Here is a 22,178-nt window from a genome sequence, read left to right as displayed (position 1 = left end):
GCCGTGCCTGAGGGCGACATCCTGCGCCGGACCGCCGACCGGTTCCAGCTCGCGCTCGGCGGACAGCAGCTGGTGCGGTCCGACCTGCGCTGGCCGACCGCCGCGACCGTGGACCTCGTCGGCCGCACCGTTCTCGAGACCCGGTCGTACGGCAAGCACCTGCTCACCCGGTTCGACGACGGCCGCACCCTGCACACGCACCTGCGCATGGAGGGGTACTGGCGCATCGCCCGCACCGGCTCACCCGAGGCGGCCGCCCGGTCCCCCCAGGTCCGCGCGGTGCTGGCCACCGCGGACTGGACCACGGTCGGGTACCACCTGGGCATGCTCGACGTGGTGCGCACCCGCGACGAGCACACCCTGATCGGGCACCTGGGGCCGGACATGCTGGCGGAGGCGTTCGACCTGGACGAGGCGCTGCGGCGGTGGGCGGCCCGCGGGTCGACCCCCGCGGCGGAGGTGCTGCTGGACCAGACCGTCGCCGCGGGCATCGGCACGATCTTCGCGGCCGAGTCCCTGTTCGCGGAGCGGCTCTGGCCGTGGACGCCTGCCGACGAGGTCGAGGAGCCGGGTCGGCTGCTGTCGGTCGCTCGCCGGCAGCTGCAACGGGCGGTCGCCGACGGCAGGCCACCCGGGCACGTGCACGGCAGGGCGCGACAGCCGTGCCACCGCTGCGGGAGGCCGATCGCCGTCGGGCAGGCGCGCAGGCCGCCGATGGAGCGCCCGATCTTCTACTGCCCGCGGTGCCAGGCGAACCCTGGCTGACCCCGGAACGCGCAACGGCCCGCGGGCGGGGGCCCACGGACCGTGCAGGTGGACGAACGGACATCGCTGTCCGTCGTCGCGGGCGCCCGAAGACGACCCGTCGACCGGACGGGGAACCCGCCCGATCATCCACGAACTACCTCAGCTGATGGCGGCGAGCTCCGACCGCGACCGCGCCCACCCGAAGTCGGTGGCGCTGGCCACCGACGCCGCGAGGTCCGCGGGCACCGTGTCGGGGATCAGCAGACCCTCGGCGACGGCCACGCGGTCACTGACCTCGCGCAGGACGAGCGACATCGGGACGTCGAGCGCCTCGCAGATGCTGTTGAGCAGCTCCGAGGACGCCTCCTTCTGGCCCCGCTCCACCTCGCTCAGATACCCGAGCGAGACGCGGGCTGCCGACGACACCTCGCGCAGGGTGCGCCCCTGGCGCTGTCGCGCATCCCGCAGCACATCGCCGATCTCTCGACGGAGTACAACCATCCGGGCTCCCCCTCTCGCGTCACGTGCCACATCCTTGCCGGGAACCGGGATCCGCTGGGGACCCGGGACCACTGGAACCCCAGAAACCTTCGCCGGGAGGATTCCACCGTACCTTGCACCGCCGACACGCGACGGCATGCGTCGTGCCGGGGGTCGAGTGCTCATCACGGACGTTCCAACGATGCGACACCTCGGAGTGTTCCCGCTCCGGAGACCCACGGCCCGTCGCCGCGCCCAGATTCACCCCGAACGCCGCACGAACTCCACCCCCAGCGCCAGGACGGCGTCCACCGTCTGCGCCCTGACGGCTGCTCGGGACCCGACGAGCTGGAGCGACTCCACGCGGGTTCCCTCCGGTGTCGCGACCGCGACGTGGACCGTTCCGGGCGGGTGCCCGTCCTGCGGATCAGGCCCGGCGACGCCGGTGGTCGCCAGTCCGACGTCCGCCCCGAGCCGCCGGCGTGCCCCCGCCGCCATGGCGCGGGCGACGTCCGGGTCGACGGCGCCCCTGGCCGCCAGCAGCGCGCGGTCCACGTCGAGCAGAGCGCCTTTGAGATCGGTCGCGTAGGCCACGACAGCCCCACGCAGGACCGTCGAGGCCCCGGGCACGTCGACGAGGGCGGCGGACACGAGCCCACCGGTCAGCGACTCGGCGACGCCCAGCGACCAGCCGCGGGCGCCGAGGGCCGCGAGGAGGTCGGCCGCGAGCGACACGTCACAGCCCTGCGGCGGGTGGGTGGCTGGCGGTCCGGCGGATCTGCAGGCCCGTCCGCGCGTAGTCCAGGCCGGTCACCACGGTCACCACCAGCGCCGCACCCATGACGATCGCGGCGACGACCTCGACGAACCCGGGCAGCACGTCCAGCGGCAGGAGGTAGAGCCCGATCGCCACCGACTGCAGCACCGTCTTCAGCTTGCCGCCGCGGGAGGCCGGGAGCACCACGAACCGCAGGAGGAAGAACCGCATCGCCGTGATGCCGAGCTCGCGCACGAGGATGACCACGGTCACCCACCACGGCAGGTCGCCGAGCCACGACAGCAGGACGAGGGCGGTGCCGATGAGCACCTTGTCCGCGATGGGGTCGAGCATCTTGCCGAGGTCGGTGACCTGGCCAGAGCGGCGAGCGAGCCAGCCGTCGACGCGGTCGGTCGCGGCCGCCACCACGAACAGCGCGGTCGCGATCAGCCGGCCGGTGGTGGTGTGCCCGCCGTCGACCAGGAGAGCCCAGGCGAAGAACGGCACCAGCGCGATGCGCAGCACCGTGACTACGTTCGCCAGGTTCCAGGCGGAGGGTACGGCGTCGACCACCCGGACAGCCTAGAGGGGCGCAGGTCATGCCCCGTTCACCGCATAGAGTCCGCGTGTGACTCGCCACGCCCGCGCCGGACGTCGGCGTCCCCTCGTCGCAGGCCTCGCACTCCTCCTGCTGCTCCTCGTGAGTCTCGGAGCGGTGGCGGCCGCACTGCACCCCTCGCGCCCGCCGGTCATCGCAGCGACCACCGCCGCGCCGTCGCAGAGCCCCGACGGCTCGCCGACGCCCACGCCGACGCCCACCCCCGACCCCGACGCCGCGTTCTCGATCGTCGCCGCCGGAGACGTGCTCCCCCACCTGCCGGTGCTCTCGAGCGCCCGCACCGCCTCGGGCTACGACTTCGGCCCCGTGCTCGGCCCGATGAACCCGTGGATCCAGGGCGCCGATCTCGCGCTGTGCCATCTCGAGGTCGCCGTCACGCCCCCCGGCACCACGCCGAGCGGCTACCCGCTGTTCGGCACGCCCCCGCAGATCGCGAGCTCGCTGAAGGCCCAGGGGTGGGACGGGTGCTCGACGGCGTCGAACCACTCGGTCGACCGCGGGTTCGCCGGGGTGACGGCCACGCTGGACGCGCTCGACGCGGCGGGTCTGGGGCACGTCGGCACCGCGCGGAACGCGGTCGAGCAGTCCCAGCCGCAGCTCTACCGGCTCGACCGCGGCGGTCGCACGATCACGGTCGCCCAGATCGCCGCGACCTACGGGACCAACGGTATGCCGGTCGACGCCGACAAGCCGTGGTCGGTGAACCTCGTCGACGTGCCGGCGATGGTGGCGCAGGCGACCGCGGCGCGTGCGGCGGGTGCCGACCTGGTGATCGCCAGCGTCCACTGCTGCGTCGAGTACCAGACGGAGCCGACGCCCGAGCAGGTGGCGATCGACCAGCAGCTGGCCGACTCCGGGGTGTTCGACCTGGTCATCGGCCACCACGCGCACGTCCCGCAGCCGGTGGCGCACCTGACCGGCGGACCCCGCGGCGAGGGCATGTGGGTGGCGTACGGCCTCGGCAACTACGTCTCGAACCAGGACGGCGAGTGCTGCTCGCCGAAGACGTCCTCGGGCCTGCTGCTCACGGCGCACGTCGAAGCCACCGGCGCGTTCCCGGCCGAAGGGCGGCCCGCCGGCCCGGCGCGGGTCACCGGGGTGGAGTGGACCCCCATCACCGTCGACCGACTGGGTGGCCACCAGGTGCACGCGCTCGTCGACATCGCCGGTGGGACCAGCACGCTGAGCGCCGCGCAGGTGGCGGACCGGACCGCGGCGGTCGTCGAGGCGGCGGGCACTGGAGCACCGCAGCGCGTCACCCCGCTCACGCCCACCGGCGTCGTGCCGTACGTGGTCCCTCGCGTCAGCGGCTGATGTCGCCCGGCTGGGCGCTGCCGTACAGCCAGCCCTGCCCGTAGCGCCAGCCGTTGCGGTGCAGGTACTCGGCCTGCTCCTCGTGCTCGATGCCCTCGGCGATGGTCACCATCGCCAGCTCGCGCGCCAGCGCACCGAGCGCCCGCGCGACCTTGCCGGCGGTGGGGTCCTCGGGGATCCCGGACGTGAACGACATGTCGAGCTTCACGCCCGCCACCGGAAGGTCCCGCAGGTACGAGAGCGGTGAGACGCCGGTGCCGAAGTCGTCGAGCAGGATGGGCACGCCCGCCGCGGACAGCTGCGTGAGCTCGTGGCGGATGCGCGTGCCGGACGCGACGAGCGAGGACTCGGTGAGCTCCACGACGATCCGGCCCGCGGTGAGCCGGTGCCGGGAGATCTCCGCCAGCAGGGTCGTCGCGAACTCCCCGTCGCCCAGCTGGTCCGCCGAGACGTTCACGGACACCCAGCGCGTGCGGTCGTGGATGGAGGCGACGAACTCGACGACGCGCGTGGCCACCAGCTGCCCGAGCGCGACCGACATCCCCGCCTCCTGGATGAGCGAGAGGAACGAGGCCGGCAGCAGGAGACCCCGCTGCGGGTGCTCCCACCGCACCAAGGCCTCGTAGCCGACGACGCGCGCGTCGGAGAGGTCGACGATCGGCTGGTAGTGGACCACCAGCTGGTCCTCGGCGATCGCCGCCGCGAGCTCGCGGTGCAGGTCGGAGGCCGACCCCATCGTCATCGAGGACTCGTAGACCTCCGTGCGACCGCGGCCCGAGCCCTTGGCGCGGTAGAGGGCGGCGTCCGCGGCGGCCAGCAGGCCCGGCGCGCCACCCTCGATCGAGTCGGGGTCCGCGATCGCGATGCCGATGCTCGCGGCCACGTTCAGCCGGCGCCGGCCCACCCGGACCGCCTCCTGCAGCCCGGCATGGATGGCGGAAGCCACCTCGAACACCGCCCGTGGACCGTCGAGGTCCTGCACGACGACCACGAACTCGTCGCCACCGAGCCGCGCGACCGTGCCGCGTCGGGCGGTCGCGGCGCGCAGCACGCCGGCGACGTGCACCAGCACCTCGTCGCCCGCCGCGTGCCCGTACCGGTCGTTGATCTCCTTGAACCCGTCCAGGTCGCAGGCCAGCACCGCCACGCGGTCGACCACCCCCGGCTGCTCCAGCACCGCCTGCAGCACCTCCTGGAGCAGCGTGCGGTTGGCCAGCCCGGTCAGGGGGTCGTGCATGGCGCGGTGGGTGAGCATCTCGGCCTGCAGCCGCGACTCGGTGGAGTCCCGCACCTGGACGACGAAGTGGTCGGGGGCCCCGGTGGGTGTCCGCACCAGTGCGGCGTCGAGCGCGACCCAGACCTCGTGCCCGTCGGCCCGCTGGTAGCGCTTCTCGAGCGAGAACCGGTGCTGCCCGCCGCCGAGCAGCCGGTCGACCTCGAGGCGCTCGGCGGGGCGGCCCTCGGGCGTGCTGAGGTCCTCCATCCGGTACCCGCGCAGGGCTCCGACGCTCGTGCCCAGCAGCTCGGCGAACGCGGCGTTCGCCTCGACGATCCGCCACTCGACGTCGACGAGCGCCATGCCGATCGGCGCGTTCTCCATCGCGACCCGGAACTGCATCTCGCTGCGAGACAGGGCCGCCTCGACCTCGCGCCTGCCGGTGACGTCGACGAGCGTGGTCAGCACCGCCGCGGCGTCGCCGTCGCCGGCCGGCACCAGCTGGCTGGCCACCTGCACCATGCGCGCCTGCGTGGTGTCGGTCCCGGGGAGCGCGACGCCGACGAGCTCCGAGTCCACGGTCCACCCCGCGCGCGCGACGCCCGAGCGGTGCCCGAGGACCGCCGCCGGGTTCATGGCCAGACCCATCTCGTTGACGAGGACGACCGGCAGGTCGGCCACCGAGCGACCCACGGCCGAGGCGGCGTCGATGCCGAGGATCGCCGCCGCGCGCTCCGAGATGTCCAGCACCCGGCCGGACAACGACTGGACGAGGACGCCCTCCTTGGTCACGGCCTGCAGGGCGTCGTAGCGGTGCCGTAGCTCCCGGGACAGCTCCAGCAGCTCGTTCGCCCGACGGACCTGCGCGCGCTGCTTGCCGAGCAGGATGAGGACGGCGATGAGCGCCGCGATCGCGACGATCGCGATCACCGTGCTGACGACCCCCCAGGGGCCGGAGAACGGGCCGTTCACCGACCCCCGCCGGACCACTGCCCGGCGTCGTCCTCCTCCGCACCGTCGAAGTAGTCGGTCGCCACCGGCGGCTCGCCCGGCAGGGCGCCGTCAGCGCCCATGGCGTACCGGTCGTCCTCCTCCTCGCCGGGCGCGCCCCGCAGCATGGCGAGCGTCCCCGGCAGGTCGTCGGCCTGGACCAGCACCTCGCGCGCCTTGGAGCCCTCGGACGGCCCCACGATCTCGCGCGACTCGAGCAGGTCCATCAGGCGGCCCGCCTTGGCGAAGCCGACCCGCAGCTTGCGCTGGAGCATGGACGTCGACCCGAACTGCGTCGTGACCACCAGCTCGGCGGCCTGGAGCAGCAGGTCGAGGTCGTCGCCGATGTCCTCGTCGACCGTCTTCTTCACCGCCGCGACGACGACGTCCTTGCGGTACGAGGGCTTGAGCTGCTTCTTCACGTGCTCGACGACCGCGTGGATCTCCGACTCGGACACCCAGGCGCCCTGCGTACGCATCGGCTTGGCCGCACCCATCGGCAGGAACAGCGCGTCACCCTGCCCGATGAGCTTCTCGGCGCCGGGCTGGTCGAGCACCACGCGGGAGTCGGTGAGGGAGCTGGTCGCGAACGCCAGCCGGGACGGCACGTTCGCCTTGATCAGGCCGGTGACCACGTCCACGCTCGGGCGCTGCGTGGCGAGCACCAGGTGGATGCCGGCTGCACGGGCCAGCTGCGTGATGCGCTGGATGGAGGCCTCGACGTCGCGCGGGGCCACCATCATCAGGTCGGCGAGCTCGTCGACGACCACCAGCAGGTACGGGTACGTGGCGATCTTGCGCTCGGACCCCGGCAGCGGCTTGACCTTGCCCGCGCGGACGGCGGTGTTGAAGTCGTCGATGTGCTTGAAGCCGAAGTTCGCGAGGTCGTCGTAGCGCGCCTCCATCTCGCGCACCACCCACTCGAGCGCCTCGGCGGCCTTCTTCGGGTTCGTGATGATCGGGGTGATCAGGTGCGGGATGCCCTCGTAGACGGTCAGCTCGACGCGCTTGGGGTCGACGAGCACCATGCGCACCTCGTCGGGCGTGGCGCGCATGAGGATCGAGACGATCATCGAGTTGACGAAGCTGGACTTGCCCGCGCCGGTGGCGCCGGCCACCAGCAGGTGGGGCATCTTGGCCAGGTTGGCGGTGACGTACCCGCCCTCGACGTCCTTGCCGACGCCGATCACCATCGGGTGCTCGGTGCGCTTGGCCGCGCTGGAGCGCAGCACGTCACCCAGCGACACGGTCTCGCGGTCGGTGTTGGGGATCTCGATGCCGATGGCCGACTTGCCGGGGATCGGCGACAGGATGCGCACGTCCGCACTGGCCACCGCGTAGGCGATGTTCTTGCTCAGCGCGGTGACCCGCTCGACCTTGACCGACCGACCCAGCTCGACCTCGTACCGCGTGACGGTCGGACCGCGCGTGAAGCCTGTGACCTGGGCGTCGATCTCGAACGCCTCGAGCACGGAGGTGAGCGACTCGACGACGCGGTCGTTGGCGGCCGAGCGCACCTTGTGCGGCGCACCCTTGGCCAGGGCGTCCTCCGCGGGCAGCGTGTAGAGCACGTCGCCGCCCAGCATCGGCTGCTCACCGCGCGGCACGGGCGTGGTCTCGGGTGCGACGAGCGGGGTCTTGGCGACGACCGTGGTGGGCACCGTGTCCGGCGCGGCGTCGCGCGCGAGCTGCGCCTCCGCCTCGGCCTCCGCGGCCGCGACGATGGCCGCGCGGGCGAACGCCTCGTCGCCGTCGTACCCGTCGAGCCGGGTGTCCTCGGGCTCGTCCACCTGGTCCGCCCGCGCACGCTTGCGCCCGAGCAGCCCGCGCTTCTTCGGCGGTGCCTCGATCTCGGGGACGGCGGTGTGCAAGGCGTTGATGACGAGGGGCGCGTCGTCCTCGACCTCCGCGTCCGCGGCAGGGTCGCGGTGGTTGCCGGTGAGCTTGTCGTAGACGCCGCGCAGCCGCGGGATCACCTGGTGCACGGGCGTCGCGGTGACGACGAGGACCCCGAAGAACGCCAGGAGGATCAGCAGAGCGACCGCCACACCGGGGGTGATCAGGCTGGCCAGCGGCGTGCCGACCAGGAATCCGACCATGCCGCCCGCCAGCCGCAGGGCGGGGAAGTCGTCCGTGTTGGGCAGGCTGGCGGCGATCTGCACGAGCCCGCACACCGCGAGCGTGATCGCGCCGAGCCCGATCACGATGCGCCCGTTGGCCTCGACCCGCTCCGGGTGGCGCATCAGCCGGATGGCGAGCCCGAGCAGGACGAGCGGGACGACGACGCCGACCATGCCGAAGGTCCCCGCCACGACGTTGTGCACGACCGTGCCCGCGGTGCCGGACAGGTCCCACCACTCACGCGCGGCGATGACGATGGCCAGGCCGAGGAGCGTGAACGCCAGGCCGTCGCGCCGGTGCGAGGGGTCCAGGTCTCGAGCACCCTTGCCGACGCGGCGCGCGGTGCCCCCGACGAGGTGCGCGGTGCCCATGAAGACGCCCTTGACGATGCGCACCGGCAGGGCCGGCCGGGACGGCGGCGGAGCGGGTCTGCGCCCCTGCGGGCGGGACGATCCGGTCGCCTTGCCGGTGGGCTTGCCGGAGGCGCGCGACGTCGCCGGCGCACCGGAGCGGGCGCGAGGGGTGGACGTACGAGTCGCCATGGTCCTCAAAGTAGCCGGGCGACCGACCAGACGGGCGCGCCGGGGCGCGTGTCGGCCGCGCGATCACCCGAGCAGCAGCCCGACGCCCAGGGTCACGACCCCCGCAGCGAGCAGCACGGCCCCCACCCCGAGGAGCACCACGGCCCTGTTCGGCGTCTCCCGGCCGCGGCCCAGGGCGGAGAGGAAGAACCCGGCGGACATCACGATCGCCGCGAGCAGCACCCCCGTCTGCGCCAGCCAGCGCCAGAACCCGTCCAGCGACGTGGCCTCCCCCAGCAGCAGGCAGACGAGCCCGAGCGTGACCAGCACCCCGGCGTGCGCGTGGCCGGCCCGGTAGAAGCTCTTCTGGAACGCGGTCGCCTGCTCCTTCCCGGTGGCGACGCGCAGCAGGAAGGCGCCCCCGGACTCGATCGCGACCACCGAGAGCGCCACGGCCCCGGCGGTGATCCTGGCGGCGTCGGTCAGCTCGATCATCGGAGTCTCCTCGTTTGTGAACAGTGTTATAGAACAGCGTTCACAAACCCGCGTCAACCCCCTAGACTCGCCCGGTGGCCCGGCCCCGCGTGCACGACGACGCCCTGCGCACCCGCCTCCTCGAGGAGGCGGGTGCGATCGTCGCGACCGCAGGAGCGGGTGCGCTCACCGTCCGCGACCTCGCCGCTCGCGCCGGCACGTCGGCGTCCGCGGTCTACTCGCTGTTCGGCAGCCGGGAGGACCTGGTGCGTGCCGTCGGCGACGAGGCGTTCGCGCGCTTCGCCGAGCGGCTCGCCGCGGTCCCCCGCACCGACGACGCGGCCGCCGACCTGCTCGGGCTCGGGCTCGCGTACCGCGCGAACGCGCTCGACGGTCCGCACTTCTACCGCGTGATGTTCGGCGCCGCCGGTGCGGGGCTGCAGGACGGGACGCGGGGTCCGGCCACGGCGAGCGCGACGTTCTCCGTCCTGCGCGACGCCGTCGCCCGCGTGCTGGGGGTGGAGCCTCCCGCTGCGCAGGAGCCTGCGCTCGGGCTGTGGGCGCTGGTGCACGGGCTCGTCGAGCTCGAGCTGGACGGCATGCTCCCCGACGGCGCGGCGGACCGGTACACCCGCGTGCTCCGTGCCGCCGGGCCGGGGATCCTCGGCGGCTGACCTGCTCGTGTCGGCGCCTCGTGCCACGGTGGAGCCATGGCCGTGACCCGAGAGAAGGTCCTCCGGTACCGCGTGCACGCGCAGCAGCTGGACCGCCCGCTCAGCAGCCGACGACGCCCCGACGACGCCGCGATCCTCGACCACGGCGTGCAGGACACCGGTCCGGACGGCGCGCTGTGGGCGCTGGCCGTGCGTGGTGTCCCCGTCTCGGCACGCGACTGGCCGCACGAGCTCGCGCTGGCGTGGACGCTGCGGGGCGCCCCGCACGCCTACCGTCGGTCGGACCTGACGGCCGTCGAGAAGGCGCTGCGCCCGTACTCCGAGACCGACGCGGCGAAGCGCGTGATCAACGCCTCGGCCTCCCTCGCGGCCGCGGACATCCAGGTGCTCGACGCGCTCGCCACCGTCTCGCGGACCATGCACGAGGTCGTGGACGAGCCGATGGCCAAGGGCGCGCTGTCCACCCGGATGACGGCCGAGCTGCCCGAGCCCTACCTGCGCTGGTGCGAGGGCTGCGGCGCGACGCACATGTACGAGATGACGTTCCGGCTCGCCGCCCTGCACGCCGGTCTCGAGCTCGAGCCCGGGACGTCTCCCCCGGTCGTGAGGCGCATCCCCCGGTGGCCGGCCGGTCAGGTGGGGGTGCTCGACAGGCCCGCCGCCGGCGACGACGGCCCGCTCGACGTGCTGCGCGGCCTCCTGCACCTGCTGGGTCCACTGACCCGCAAGCAGGCTGCGGTCTACCTCGACTCGACGCTCGGTGACGTGTCCGCCCGATGGCCCGACGACGCGGTCGAGGTGGACGTCGACGGGACTCCGGCCGAGATCCTCGACGACGACCTCCCGGCCCTCCAGGACCCGCCCGGCGACCCGTTCGTGCGGCTGCTCGGCCCGTACGACCTCTTCCTGCAGGGTCGCGACCGCGAGCTCCTGGTCCCGGACAGGACCCACCACAAGGCACTCTGGCCCAGCATCGGCCGGCCTGGGGCGGTCCTGGCGGACGGTGAGGTGGTCGGCACCTGGCGGCCGCGCGCGAAGGGCGCGACGCTCGCGCTCGAGCTGGACGAGTGGGTGCCGTGGTCGTCGCGCACGAGGAAGGCCGTGGAGGTCGAGCACGAGCGTCTCGCGGCGTTCCGTGGCGCCACCCCGGGATGATCGTCTCCTCCCCCGAGCACGCGCCAGGTCCCGCTGGCCGGGTGACCTCACGCCCGCGTGTCAGGGGTCCGTCCTACGGTGGCACCATGCGTTCCTGGTCCTGCGCGGTGCCCACGTGAGCCGCCGCGGCTGGCTCCTCCTGGTCGCCGTCGGCGTCATCTGGGGCATCCCGTACCTGCTCATCAAGATCGCCGTCACGGACGTCACGCCGGTCATGGTGGTGTTCGTGCGCACGGCGCTGGGTGCCCTGCTGCTCCTGCCCTTCGCGGTGCGCGGTGGCGGGCTGCGGGTGCTGCGCGGGCGCTGGCGTGCCGTCCTCGGCTTCGCGGTGCTGGAGATCGTCCTGCCGTGGATCCTGCTGTCCAACGCCGAGCGCACCCTGTCGAGCTCGACCACGGGGCTGCTCGTCGCAACCGTGCCGATCGCCGCGGTGGTGCTGGGACGACTGGTCGGCGACCGGCGTCCCGTGGCGCTGATCCGCTGGATCGGCCTGCTCGTCGGCCTCGGCGGTGTGGCCCTGCTGCTCGGACCGGGAGCTGCCGGGGGTGATCCGTGGGCGGTCACCCAGGTGCTCCTGGCGGCGCTCGGCTACGCCACCGCGCCGATCATCGCCGACCGTGCGCTGCGCGACGTCCCCGCGATCCCCCTGACGGCCACCTGCCTCGGGCTCACCGCGCTGGCGTACGCCCCGGTGGTGCTCCTGACCGGACCGCACCCCTGGCCGCCCGTCGACGCGGTGCTCGCACTCGTCGGACTCGGCGCCCTGTGCACCGCCCTCGCGTTCGTCCTGTTCTTCCGGCTCATCGTCGAGGTGGGCGCGGCCCGGTCCACCCTCGTCGCGTACCTGAACCCCGTCGTCGCCGTCGCGCTCGGCGCCCTCGTGCTCGACGAGGCGATCACCGCCGGGGTGCTCGGCGCGACCGCGCTGATCCTCCTCGGCTCCGCCGCAGCCTCGCGGCGGCCCCGCGAGCCGGACGTCCTGCCGCCCCCCGACGAGAACGTCACCGCCGACGAGGTCACCCGCGTCACGCCGACCTGAGCCGAGCGCCGACGACGACGGCCCCGCCCTGGCGAGCAGGACGGGGCCGCGCGGATCGGGCCGGTCAGGCCTCGACGACCACCGGGATGATCATCGGGCGGCGGCGCAGGCGGTTGGACACCCAGCGGCCGACCACCCGGCGCATGACCTGCTGCAGCACGTGCGCGTCGGAGTTCCCGTTGCGCGCCGACTCCTCGAGGGCCGCGGTCAGCTCCGGGAGGATGTCGTCGAACACGGCGTCCTGCTCGGCGAACCCGCGAGCGTGGATCTGCGGGCCGGCCAGCACCTTGCCGTCGGCGGAGCTGACCACCGCGAAGATCGAGATGAACCCCTCGTCCCCGAGGATCCGGCGGTCCTTGAGCTCGACCTCCGTGATCTCCCCGACGCTCGACCCGTCGACGTACACGTACCCGCAGGGCACGGCGCCGACGATCCGGGCACGCCCGTCGACCAGGTCGACCACCACGCCGTCCTCGGCGAGCACCACGCGGTCGGCGGGGATGCCGGTCTGCACCGCGAGCGCCGCGTTGGCCACGAGGTGCCGGATCTCGCCGTGCACGGGCATGACGTTGCGCGGCTTGAGGATGTTGTAGCAGTACAGGAGCTCGCCGGCGCTGGCGTGCCCGGAGACGTGCACCTTGGCGTTGCCGGAGTGCACGACGCGCGCGCCGAGGCGGGTCAGGCCGTTGATCACGCGGAAGACGGCGTTCTCGTTCCCGGGGATCAGCGAGGACGCCATGATCACGGTGTCGCCGGGGCCGACCGAGACCTTGTGGTCGTTGTTGGCGATCCGGGACAGCGCAGCCATGGGCTCGCCCTGCGACCCGGTGCACATGAGCACGATCTCGTCGTCCCGCAGCGTGTCGACCTGCTTCTGGTCGATCAGCACGCCCTCGGGCACCTTGAGGTAGCCCAGGTCGGCGGCGATGCCCATGTTGCGCACCATCGAGCGGCCGACCAGCGCCACCCGGCGGTTGTGCGTGTACGCCGCGTCGAGCACCTGCTGGACGCGGTGCACGTGGGACGCGAACGACGCGACGATGATCCGCTTGGTCGAGTCGGCGAACACCTGGTCGAGCACGGGCCCGATCCCGCGCTCCTGCGCGACGAACCCGGGCACCTCGGCGTTGGTGGAGTCGACCATGAACAGGTCGACCCCCTTCTCGCCGAGGCGCGCGAATGCCCGCAGGTCGGTGATCCGGCCGTCGAGCGGCAGCTGGTCCATCTTGAAGTCACCGGTGTGCAGGACCGTGCCGGCGCCGGTGTGCACCGCGACCGCGAGCGCGTCGGGGATCGAGTGGTTCACGGCGATGAACTCGCACTCGAAGCCGCCGAACGTCGCCGTCTGCCCCTCGCGGACCTCGCGCAGGACCGGCTGGATGCGGTGCTCCTTGAGCTTGGCGTCGATGAACGCCAGCGTGAGCTTGGAACCGACGAGCGGGATGTTCTTGCGGAGCCGCAGCAGGTACGGGACCGCGCCGATGTGGTCCTCGTGGCCGTGCGTGAGGATGATCGCCTCGATGTCGTCCAGGCGGTCCTTGATGTACTCGAAGTCGGGCAGGATCAGGTCGACGCCGGGCTGGTGGTCCTCGGGGAACAGGACGCCGCAGTCGATGACGAGCAGGCGGCCGTCGTGCTCGAGGACGGCCATGTTGCGGCCGACCTCTCCGAGCCCGCCCAGTGCGACGACGCGCAGGGCGCCGGCGGCGAGAGCCGGGGGCAGGGTGAGCTCGGGATGCGGGTGACTCATGGGGCTCCTGGTGGGATCAGATGCGGTCAGCCGACGTCAAACCGAGCAGCCCGGCGGCCCGCAGGCCGTCGCGGATCAGCGCGAGCTCGTCGTCGGACGCGGGGACGAGCGGAAGGCGCACCGAGCGCTCGGGCAGGACGCCCAGCACCTGGAGCGCGGCCTTCGCGGCGACGGCCTGGAAGCCGGCGCCGTTGAGTGCGTCGATCGCGGGGATGATCGATCGGAAGATGCGGAGGGCCTCGGCGTGGTCGCCGGCGTCGAAGGCGGCGACGATGCCGGCCAGCTGCGGACCGACGACGTGCCCGGAGACGCTGACGATGCCCGCGGCGCCGTGCGCCAGCAGGGACAGCAGCGCGCTGTCGTCGCCCGAGTACCAGCCCAGCCCCGTGGCGGCGATGGCCTTGGCGGCGGCGTAGGAGTCGCCCCCGGCGTCCTTCATGGCCACGACGCGGTCGTGGCCGGCGAGCGCCTCGATGGTGGCGGGCGCGAACCGCACACCCGTGCGGCCGGGGACGTCGTAGAGCATCACGGGCAGGTCGGTCGCGTCCGCGACGGACTCGACGTGCCGGCGCACACCCTCCTGCGAGGGGCGCGAGTAGTAGGGACTCACGACGAGCAGCCCGTGGGCACCCGCCTCCGCCGCCTGCTCGGCCATCCGCACCGCGTGCGCGGTGTCGTTGGACCCCGCGCCGGCGATGATCCACGCGTCCCGGCCGACGGCCTCGACGACGGCCTGGACCAGCTCCGCCTTCTCGGGTGCGTGCGTCGTGGACGCCTCGCCCGTGGTGCCGTTGAGCACGAGCCCGTCGTTGCCGTGCTCCACCAGGTGCGTCGCCAGCTGCACTGCCCGGCCGAGGTCGACCGCGCCGTCCGCCGTCATCGGCGTGACCATCGCGGTGAGCACGGACCCGAACGGGCGCGTGGGCGTGGAGGTGCGCGGCATGGGGCCACGGTACCGCCCCACGCCTGCCCGCCGTCGTGCGGGTCCGCGCCTCAGGCGCGCAGGTACGTCTCGAAGCGGTACCGCGTGCCGCCGGCGGTCGACACGTGCCAGCCGCGGTCGGGGTCCACGCCGGCGCGCCGCCACGTGGACGGGTCGAGCGCCGGCGCACGGGTGTCCCCGCCGACGTCGAGGGACACGACCGTGACCTCGACGCGCTGGGCTCGCGGCAGGAGCGCTGCGTAGATCTCTCCCCCGCCGATGACCCACGCGTCGCGGTTGCCCACCAGCCGCAGCGCCTCGTCGATCCCGCGCACGACCATCGCGCCGGCCGGCTCGAACCCCGGGGTGCGCGACAGGACGATGTTGTCGCGACCGGGCAGCGGGCGGAAGCGCGGCGGCAGCGAGGCCCACGTGGCGCGACCCATGAGCACGGGATGCCCGCGGGTGAGCTCGCGGAAGTGCGCCATGTCCTCCGGCACGTGCCAGGGCAGGGTGCCGTCGCGGCCGATGACGCCGGTCGGAGTCTGCGCCCAGATGAGCGACAGGCTCACACGGCCACCGGGGCCTTGATGGCCGGGTGGTACTGGTAGTCGACCACCTGCACGTCGTCGAACGTGTAGTCGAACAGCGAGTCGGCCTGGCGCAGCTCGAGCCGCGGCGCGGGGTACGGGGTCCGGCTCAGCTGCTCGCGGACCTGGTCCACGTGGTTGTCGTAGATGTGGCAGTCACCGCCCGTCCACACGAAGTCGCCGACCTGGAGCCCGACCTGCTGGGCGACCATGTGCGTGAGCAGCGCGTACGACGCGATGTTGAACGGGACCCCGAGGAACAGGTCGGCGGACCGTTGGTACAGCTGGCAGGAGAGCCGGCCGTCGGCGACGTAGAACTGGAAGAACGCGTGGCACGGCGCGAGCGCCATCGAGGGGATGTCCGCGACGTTCCAGGCGGAGACGATGTGCCGGCGCGAGTCGGGGTCGCGGCGCAGGTTCTCCAGCAGCTGGGTGATCTGGTCGACGTGGCCGCCGTCGGGCGTCGGCCAGCTCCGCCACTGCACGCCGTACACGGGTCCCAGCTCGCCGTCCGGGCCCGCCCACTCGTCCCAGATGGTCACGTTGTTCTCGCGCAGGTAGGCCACGTTGGACTCGCCGCGCAGGAACCAGAGCAGCTCGTGGACGATCGAGCGCAGGTGCACGCGCTTCGTCGTGACCAGGGGGAACCCGGCCGACAGGTCGAACCGCATCTGGTGACCGAACACGCTGCGGGTCCCGGTGCCCGTGCGGTCCGCCTTGGGGGTGCCGGTCTCGAGCACGAGCCGCAGGAGGTCCTCGTACGGGGAAGGCACAGGCGCGTCCGTCATGGCGTCATCGTAGGTCGCGGGCGGACCGAGATCCGTGCGCGAGCGCGGCGTGGACGCGATACTCCTCGGTATGACGCCGCCGTCGCTGCCCCCCACCGTCGCCGCCCACGTCCCCACCGGGATCCTGATCGACGGGGCGTGGCGCCCCGCGAGCACCGGCCGGACGTTCGAGGTCGCCGACCCCGCCACCACCGAGACGCTGTTCGACGTGGCCGACGGTGGCGAGCAGGACGCGCTCGACGCCCTGACCGCGGCCGACGGCGCGTTCCCCGAGTGGCGCGCGACCGCTCCCCGGGTGCGGGCGGAGCTGCTGCGGGCGGTCTACGAGACGCTCACCGCGCGCACCGAGGACATCGCCGCGCTGGTGACGGCCGAGGGCGGCAAGCCGCTGGCCGAGTCCCGCGCGGAGGTCGCGTACGGCGCCGACTACGTCCGGTGGTACTCCGAGCAGGCCGTCCGCTTCGACGGTCTCGCCCGGCGCGCCCCGTCCGGCGCGAACCACCAGCTCGTCCTGCGGCGCCCGGTCGGCCCCGCCCTGCTGATCACGCCGTGGAACTTCCCGATCGCGATGATCGCGCGCAAGGTGGCCCCCGCGCTGGCGGCCGGCTGCACGGTCGTCATCAAGCCGGCCCAGCTGACCCCGCTCACCACCGCGTACGTCGCCGAGATCATCCGCGAGGAGCTGGAGGGCCGCGGACTGCCGACGGGCGTGATCAACGTCGTGCCGTCGGCGTCGGCCCGGACCATCTCCGGCCCCCTGCTGGCGGACCCGCGGCTGCGCAAGCTGTCGTTCACCGGGTCGACGGAGGTCGGCGCCGCGCTGCTCAAGGCGTCGGCGGACAACATCCTGCGCACGTCGATGGAGCTCGGCGGCAACGCGCCGTTCCTGGTGTTCGAGGACGCGGACATCCCCGCCGCGGTGCAGGGCGCCGTGCAGGCGAAGATGCGCAACGCCGGGCAGACCTGCGTCGCCGCCAACCGGTTCCTCGTGCACGCGTCCGTCGCCGAGGAGTTCACCGCGGGGCTCACCGAGGCGTTCGACAAGCTCGTCGTCGGGCACGGTGCCGACGAGGGCACCACGGTCGGTCCGCTGATCGAGGCCTCCGCCGTCGACCGGGTCGAGGAGGTCGTCGCCGAGGCGGTCGACGCCGGGGCGCGCATCCGCATCGGCGGTGACCGGCCGCACCGGCGCGGCTACTTCTACGCGCCGACCGTCCTCGACCGCGTGTCCGCCGACCTGCGCGTGATCACCGAGGAGACCTTCGGCCCGGTCGCCCCCGTGGTCACGTTCGGCTCGGAGGAGGAGGGGGTCGCGCTGGCCAACTCCACGCCGTTCGGGCTGGTGGCCTACGCCTACACACGGGACATCGCGCGGGTCATGCGGCTGGCGGAGTCCGTCGAGACCGGGATGCTGGGCGTGAACCGCGGGCTCGTGTCGGACGCGAGCGCACCCTTCGGCGGCGTGAAGTCCTCCGGGCTGGGCCGCGAGGGCGGCGAGGCGGGGCTCGAGGAGTATCTCGACAGCGTGTACGTGGCGATCTAATCGGGGGCGCCTGTGTCACAGTGGCCCGCGTGACACGGGACGACGAGGGACGGGCAGCCGTCCGGCAGGCCGTCTCGGTCGCGCTGGCCACCGGCCTGTACGGGGTCTCGTTCGGCGCCCTGGCCGTCGCCGCCGGGCTGTCCGTGCCGCAGGCCATGGCCCTCAGCCTGCTCATGTTCTCGGGCGGCTCGCAGTTCGCGTTCATCGGCGTCGTCGGGGCGGGCGGGCTCGCCGGGGCGGCCATCGCGACCGCCGGGCTGCTCGGGGTGCGCAACGGGCTCTACGGGCCGCAGGTGGCGCCGCTCATCGACGCCCGGGGCTGGCGCCGCCCGCTCGCCGCGCAGCTGACCATCGACGAGTCGACCGCCGTGGCGACCGCGCACAAGGCGCCCCACGCCGCCCAGCTCGGCTTCTGGTGGACCGGTGTCGGGGTGTTCGTGCTCTGGAACGTGTTCACGCTCGTCGGCGCCGTCGCGGGCGACCGGATGGGCGACCCGGCGCGGTACGGCCTCGACGCGGCTGCCGCCGCGGCGTTCCTCGGCCTGGTGTGGCCGCGCGTCACCGGCCCCGGGTCCGGGCTGGCGCAGACCGTGGCGGTGGGCGCGGTCGTCGTCGCCCTGGGGCTCACCCCCCTGGTGCCGGCGGGCATCCCGGTGCTGCTCGCCGCCGTGGTCGCCATCGTCGCCGGCCTCGTCGCGCGCCAGCCGGAGCCGGTCGCATGAGCTCCGTCGGGACGTGGATCGCGCTCCTGGCGGCCAGCGCCGTCGTGTTCGCGCTCAAGCTGGCCGGCCACCTGGCACCCAAGCACTGGCTCGCCGAGCCCCGCGTCGCGCGCACCGCCGCCCTGGTCACCGTGGCTCTGCTGTCCGCGCTCGTCGCCGTGCAGACCGCCACCCGGGGCAACGAGCTCGTGCTGGACGCCCGCCTCCCCGCGCTCGTCGTCGCGGCGATCGCGCTGGCCCTGCGGGCGCCGTTCATCGTCGTCGTCCTGCTCGCGGCGATCACCGCAGCCGTGCTCCGAGCCCTGGGCATGCCGTGAGACTCGCGGGCACGATCGGCGACACTTGACCGTTGGGTGTCCGAACACCCCGCCGGCGCAGCGGTTCGCGCGCCCGGCACGCACCCGTCTCGGAGGACCCCGTGGCCACTCCCGCCCAGCGCAGCTCGCTCGGCTCGCTCATCTTCCTGTCGCGCTGGCTGCAGGTGCCCCTCTACCTCGGGCTGATCGTCGCGCAGGCCATCTACGTGTGGCAGTTCATGGTCGAGCTCGGGCACATCTTCTCGGAGGTGTTCTTCCACGGCGGGATGGACGAGGCGGCGATCATGCTCGCCGTCCTGGGCCTGGTCGATGTCGTGATGATCGCCAACCTGCTGATCATGGTGATCATCGGCGGCTACGAGACGTTCGTGTCCCGGATCAAGCTGGACGACCACCCGGACCAGCCGGAGTGGCTCTCGCACGTGAACGCGAACGTGCTCAAGACCAAGCTGGCGATGTCGATCATCGGCATCTCGTCGATCCACCTGCTGGCCAGCTTCATCCGTGCGGAGAGCATCCTGACGGAGCCGCACGGCAGCTCCGTGCTCCTGTGGCAGACCGCCATCCACCTCGCGTTCATCGTGTCCGCCGTGGCGCTCGCCTGGATCGACAAGGTCTCGGCCAAGCACCCGCCCAAGGCGGTGCCCGTGGTCGACAGCAGCGTTCGAGGGCCCGTCCCGAACCCGCCCAAGGTCAGCGACGACCGACACGACCCGGTGAGCGTGCTCTGATGCCCCTGTTCAGCGAGAACGCCGACGTCTCGGTCCGCCCCGCGGTCCGGGGGGACGAGCACGCGATCGCGCACCTCCAGGTCGAGGCGTGGCAGCTGTCGCACGCCGAGGTCCTGGGCCAGGGCGCGCTCGACCAGCTCGACACGTCGGCGATCGAGGCGCAGTGGGCGTCCGCGGTCACCGCCCCGCCCGGCGCGGGCTACCGCGTGCTGGTCGCGTGCGACGGACCGACCGTGGTGGGCGTCGTGTCGGTGGCACCGGTCCCTGCTCCCGAGGGCAGCCCGCTCGACGCCCCGGGCGGCGCCATCCTCGCGCTCGAGGTCGAGCCCGCGCACCAGCGCGTGGGGCACGGCTCGCGACTGCTCGCCGCGGCGGTCGACACGCTCCGCGAGGACGGCGCTGACCAGGTGCACACCTGGGTGCTCGACGGTGACGAGGCTCGCGCCCGGTTCCTGTCGTCGGCCGGCCTCGGACCTGATGACGTCGCGCGCGAGCTCGTCTCCGGGCGGATGCCCGACGGCTCCACCCGCACGGTGACCGAGCACCGCTGGTCGGCCTCGATCTAGCCCCGGTGCAGCCGGCTGGCCGTGCGCAGCGACTCGCGCGCGCGGCGCCGGTCCCCCGCCGCGTCGTACGCGAACGCCAGGTGGTACCAGGAGCGCCAGTCGTCCGGCTCGGCCTCGGCGAGCTCGCGGGCCGGCTCGAACGCCTCGCGTGCGGCCGCGCGGTCGATGCGTCCGCCCGGTGAGCGCGGCAGGTCGTCGATCGGCAGCTCGTCGGCCGCGGCGAGCTCGTCGGCCATCCGCTGGACGTCGATGGCCAGCCGCCACTCCCGGGCCACCAGCCAGATCACCAGCGGCGGCAGGATCCAGAACGCGATCCCCAGGCCGATCCCGACCGGCTCCCCGGTCTGGATCAGGGCCGTCGCCCGGGTGGCGACCAGCCACACGTACAGGCCCAGCAGGCCGGTGAGGGCCAGGGCACCGGCGAGGGACGCCCAGCGGAGTCGACTCGAGCGCGCTGCCACGATCAGGCCAGGTCGAGCAGGTGGTCGAGCCCGACGGTGAGCCCCGGCCGCGAGCCCACCTGGCGGACTGCCAGCAGGACACCGGGCATGAAGCTCACCCGGTCGAACGAGTCGTGCCGGATGGTCAGCTGCTCGCCGGCGTTGCCCAGCAGGATCTCCTCGTGCGCGACCAGCCCCCGGAGCCGCACGGCGTGCACCCGGACGCCGTCGACGTCCGCGCCTCGCGCCCCCTCGAGCGCCTGGGTGGTGGCGTCCGGCACGGGTCCGAGACCGGCGGCCGCGCGTGCCGCCGCGATCGCCGAGGCGGTGTGCCGCGCGGTGCCCGAGGGTGCGTCGACCTTGTCCGGGTGGTGCAGCTCGATCACCTCGGCGGACTCGAACCAGCGCGCGGCCTTCGCCGCGAACGCCATGGCCAGGACGGCGCCGAGCGCGAAGTTCGGGGCCACCAGCACGCCGACGCCCGGGCGGTCGGCCAGGTGGTCCCGCACGCGCGAGAGCGACTCGTCGTCCCACCCGGTGGTGCCGACGACCAGGTGCACCCCGGCGTCGACGAGCGCGTGCACGTTGCCCTCCGTGACGGCAGGGACCGTGAAGTCGACGGCGACCTGCGCGCCCGCGTCGACCACGGCGGACAGGTCCCCGTCGGCGTCGACGGTGGCGACGAGGTCGAGGTCGGGGGCGTCCTCGACGGCCCGGACGACGGTCGCTCCCATGCGTCCCGCCGCACCCAGCACGGCCACCCTGATGCGCTCGCTCACGAGGAGAAACCCTAACGTCAGGCGGCGACGCCGAGTGCCGCGGCGATCCCTTCCTCCAGGCGTCGCAGCTCCACGTGCGTCAGCCCCGTGAACCGCTCGACCTCTCGCGGCGGGTAGCCGGCGCGCAGGTACCACCGCAGGACCGCGAGCACGTCGCCCGGTCGCACCGGGCCGGGGCCGACCGCGTCCCGTACGAAGGCCGAGAACCGGACCGCGGCGAGGAACGCCTCCGGGGTGATGCCGAGCGTCTGCTCCACCTCCCGGTAGAGGACCCCGACCGCGAGATCGGCCTCCCGCGCGAGGTCCGACGCCCGGACGAGGCCGCGCTGGGCGATCACGCTGCGCAGCACCGGCGCGATCGCGTCGAGCGGCGAGCCGACGAGGGGGACGACGGCGTGGGCCGCCACCGCCGCGCCCAGCAGAGCAGCGGCGTCGGCGTCCCGCCCCTGCTCGAGCGCGGCGACGCACTCCTCCTCCACCCGCGCACCCAGCACGGAGGACACGGACACGGGATCGTGGGCCGGTGCGCGCACCCCCATCCGCGCGAGCGCGACCGGGTCCAGCTGGGCACCGAGCCGGACGGCGGGGCCGACCTGCTCGCGGACGAACGCCCGGTCGGCGAGCCCGCGGACGCCGCTCCCGTCGGGCGTCCGGGCGAGCGTGTGCGGGTCGATGTGCTCGCCCGGCGTGCCGACCGCCACCGTGACGAGCCCGTGCCCGTCCGGCAGCAGCACCTCGCGCTCCACGGCGCCCTCGGCCAGGCGCACCACCCAGAGGTGCTCGACGATCCCGTGCGCGCTCGGCGGAGGCGGGTACCGGTGGTAGACGACCTGGTCGGGGGCCATGCCCCATCATCGCGCGCGTGGCACGCCTCCGGGAGGAACTCCATCGCCCTCGTCTCATCCCGGTACCCGCAGGCGCCG

23 protein-coding genes are annotated in these 22,178 nt (G+C 73.5%); 10 read left to right on the top strand and 13 right to left on the bottom strand.

What is annotated here, in order from left to right:
• Positions 1-3: 3 nt before the first annotated feature.
• Complete coding sequence (locus tag ASD18_RS14460) at positions 4-765, top strand: Fpg/Nei family DNA glycosylase (protein ID WP_056093270.1); 762 nt, start codon at positions 4-6, stop codon at positions 763-765.
• Positions 766-906: 141 nt separating this feature from the next.
• Here ASD18_RS14460 and ASD18_RS14455 read toward each other — a convergent pair whose 3' ends face one another.
• The 3 genes from ASD18_RS14455 to pgsA all read right to left on the bottom strand — a co-directional run bounded on the left by ASD18_RS14455 (position 907) and on the right by pgsA (position 2,557).
• Positions 907-1,248: a helix-turn-helix domain-containing protein gene (locus ASD18_RS14455; protein ID WP_056093268.1), complete on the bottom strand. Its 342-nt coding sequence runs from the start codon at positions 1,246-1,248 to the stop codon at positions 907-909.
• 240 nt (positions 1,249-1,488) lie between these two features.
• Positions 1,489-1,962 (bottom strand): CinA family protein, encoded by a 474-nt coding sequence (locus ASD18_RS14450; protein WP_056093264.1) that lies wholly within the window; start codon positions 1,960-1,962, stop codon positions 1,489-1,491.
• A gap of 1 nt (position 1,963) precedes the next feature.
• Positions 1,964-2,557 (bottom strand): CDP-diacylglycerol--glycerol-3-phosphate 3-phosphatidyltransferase, encoded by a 594-nt coding sequence (gene pgsA, locus ASD18_RS14445; RefSeq protein WP_056093262.1) that lies wholly within the window; start codon positions 2,555-2,557, stop codon positions 1,964-1,966.
• Positions 2,558-2,612: 55 nt separating this feature from the next.
• Between pgsA and ASD18_RS14440 the strand changes: the two genes are divergently transcribed.
• Positions 2,613-3,917, top strand: coding sequence for a CapA family protein (locus tag ASD18_RS14440; protein WP_056093258.1), 1,305 nt, complete (start codon positions 2,613-2,615; stop codon positions 3,915-3,917).
• Here the strand turns inward: ASD18_RS14440 and ASD18_RS14435 are convergent.
• The 3 genes from ASD18_RS14435 to ASD18_RS14425 form a co-directional block, all read right to left on the bottom strand.
• Positions 3,907-6,105 (bottom strand): bifunctional diguanylate cyclase/phosphodiesterase, encoded by a 2,199-nt coding sequence (locus ASD18_RS14435; RefSeq protein ID WP_056093730.1) that lies wholly within the window; start codon positions 6,103-6,105, stop codon positions 3,907-3,909. The two genes, ASD18_RS14440 and ASD18_RS14435, sit on opposite strands and share 11 nt — an antisense overlap.
• Positions 6,102-8,786 (bottom strand): DNA translocase FtsK, encoded by a 2,685-nt coding sequence (locus ASD18_RS14430; RefSeq protein ID WP_082574066.1) that lies wholly within the window; start codon positions 8,784-8,786, stop codon positions 6,102-6,104. The genes ASD18_RS14435 and ASD18_RS14430 overlap by 4 nt, the downstream gene beginning before the upstream one ends.
• Positions 8,787-8,849: 63 nt before the next feature.
• Entirely contained in the window at positions 8,850-9,260 is a 411-nt protein-coding gene (locus tag ASD18_RS14425; protein WP_056093256.1) for a hypothetical protein, read from the bottom strand.
• A 74-nt stretch (positions 9,261-9,334) separates the two neighbouring features.
• Between ASD18_RS14425 and ASD18_RS14420 the strand changes: the two genes are divergently transcribed.
• The 3 genes from ASD18_RS14420 (at position 9,335) to ASD18_RS14410 (ending at position 12,107) form a co-directional block, all read left to right on the top strand.
• Complete coding sequence (locus ASD18_RS14420; protein ID WP_056093250.1) at positions 9,335-9,913, top strand: TetR/AcrR family transcriptional regulator; 579 nt, start codon at positions 9,335-9,337, stop codon at positions 9,911-9,913.
• Positions 9,914-9,949: 36 nt separating this feature from the next.
• Positions 9,950-11,068 carry a winged helix DNA-binding domain-containing protein gene (locus tag ASD18_RS14415; RefSeq protein ID WP_056093245.1) on the top strand — a complete coding sequence of 373 codons (1,119 nt, stop codon included), beginning with the start codon at positions 9,950-9,952 and terminating at the stop codon, positions 11,066-11,068.
• A gap of 115 nt (positions 11,069-11,183) precedes the next feature.
• Positions 11,184-12,107 (top strand): DMT family transporter, encoded by a 924-nt coding sequence (locus tag ASD18_RS14410; RefSeq protein WP_082574065.1) that lies wholly within the window; start codon positions 11,184-11,186, stop codon positions 12,105-12,107.
• 64 nt (positions 12,108-12,171) lie between these two features.
• Here ASD18_RS14410 and ASD18_RS14405 read toward each other — a convergent pair whose 3' ends face one another.
• From ASD18_RS14405 to ASD18_RS14390, 4 genes are read right to left on the bottom strand one after another with little or no spacing between them, the layout of a single operon-like run.
• Positions 12,172-13,857: a ribonuclease J gene (locus ASD18_RS14405; RefSeq protein ID WP_056093242.1), complete on the bottom strand. Its 1,686-nt coding sequence runs from the start codon at positions 13,855-13,857 to the stop codon at positions 12,172-12,174.
• Positions 13,858-13,873: 16 nt separating this feature from the next.
• Positions 13,874-14,800: a 4-hydroxy-tetrahydrodipicolinate synthase gene (dapA, locus tag ASD18_RS14400; protein WP_056093239.1), complete on the bottom strand. Its 927-nt coding sequence runs from the start codon at positions 14,798-14,800 to the stop codon at positions 13,874-13,876.
• Positions 14,801-14,850: 50 nt separating this feature from the next.
• Positions 14,851-15,351 (bottom strand): dihydrofolate reductase, encoded by a 501-nt coding sequence (locus tag ASD18_RS14395; protein ID WP_056093236.1) that lies wholly within the window; start codon positions 15,349-15,351, stop codon positions 14,851-14,853.
• Positions 15,348-16,157, bottom strand: a complete 810-nt coding sequence (locus tag ASD18_RS14390; RefSeq protein WP_056093724.1) for a thymidylate synthase — start codon at positions 16,155-16,157, stop codon at positions 15,348-15,350. The genes ASD18_RS14395 and ASD18_RS14390 overlap by 4 nt, the downstream gene beginning before the upstream one ends.
• Positions 16,158-16,227: 70 nt before the next feature.
• Between ASD18_RS14390 and ASD18_RS14385 the strand changes: the two genes are divergently transcribed.
• The 5 genes from ASD18_RS14385 to ASD18_RS14365 all read left to right on the top strand — a co-directional run bounded on the left by ASD18_RS14385 (position 16,228) and on the right by ASD18_RS14365 (position 20,036).
• Positions 16,228-17,700 (top strand): NAD-dependent succinate-semialdehyde dehydrogenase, encoded by a 1,473-nt coding sequence (locus ASD18_RS14385; protein WP_056093233.1) that lies wholly within the window; start codon positions 16,228-16,230, stop codon positions 17,698-17,700.
• Between the two features lie 29 nt (positions 17,701-17,729).
• Complete coding sequence (locus ASD18_RS14380; protein WP_082574106.1) at positions 17,730-18,422, top strand: AzlC family ABC transporter permease; 693 nt, start codon at positions 17,730-17,732, stop codon at positions 18,420-18,422.
• On the top strand, positions 18,419-18,739 hold the full coding sequence (locus tag ASD18_RS14375) for an AzlD domain-containing protein (RefSeq protein WP_056093227.1): 321 nt from the start codon (positions 18,419-18,421) through the stop codon (positions 18,737-18,739). Before ASD18_RS14380 ends, ASD18_RS14375 begins: the two co-directional genes overlap by 4 nt.
• A gap of 101 nt (positions 18,740-18,840) precedes the next feature.
• A complete protein-coding gene (locus ASD18_RS14370; protein WP_156388019.1) occupies positions 18,841-19,470 on the top strand; it encodes a TIGR00645 family protein in 630 nt (209 codons plus the stop codon).
• Positions 19,470-20,036, top strand: coding sequence for a GNAT family N-acetyltransferase (locus ASD18_RS14365; RefSeq protein WP_056093222.1), 567 nt, complete (start codon positions 19,470-19,472; stop codon positions 20,034-20,036). Before ASD18_RS14370 ends, ASD18_RS14365 begins: the two co-directional genes overlap by 1 nt.
• On the opposite strand, the gene ASD18_RS14360 is transcribed toward ASD18_RS14365, so the two are convergent.
• The 3 genes from ASD18_RS14360 to ASD18_RS14350 are packed head-to-tail and all read right to left on the bottom strand — an operon-like array spanning position 20,033 to position 22,100.
• Positions 20,033-20,497, bottom strand: coding sequence for a hypothetical protein (locus tag ASD18_RS14360; protein WP_056093219.1), 465 nt, complete (start codon positions 20,495-20,497; stop codon positions 20,033-20,035). The two genes, ASD18_RS14365 and ASD18_RS14360, sit on opposite strands and share 4 nt — an antisense overlap.
• A gap of 2 nt (positions 20,498-20,499) precedes the next feature.
• Positions 20,500-21,255 (bottom strand): 4-hydroxy-tetrahydrodipicolinate reductase, encoded by a 756-nt coding sequence (dapB, locus tag ASD18_RS14355; RefSeq protein ID WP_082574063.1) that lies wholly within the window; start codon positions 21,253-21,255, stop codon positions 20,500-20,502.
• 17 nt (positions 21,256-21,272) lie between these two features.
• The gene (locus tag ASD18_RS14350) at positions 21,273-22,100 is read right to left on the bottom strand and encodes a hypothetical protein (protein ID WP_056093216.1); all 828 of its coding nucleotides are present in this window, start codon (positions 22,098-22,100) and stop codon (positions 21,273-21,275) included.
• Positions 22,101-22,178: the final 78 nt, after the last annotated feature.

It is taken from the genome of Cellulomonas sp. Root137 (assembly GCF_001426725.1).
Lineage (GTDB): Bacteria > Actinomycetota > Actinomycetes > Actinomycetales > Cellulomonadaceae > Cellulomonas.
Note: the sequence above shows the minus strand (reverse complement) of the source record. Positions and strands in the feature narration are given on the sequence as shown.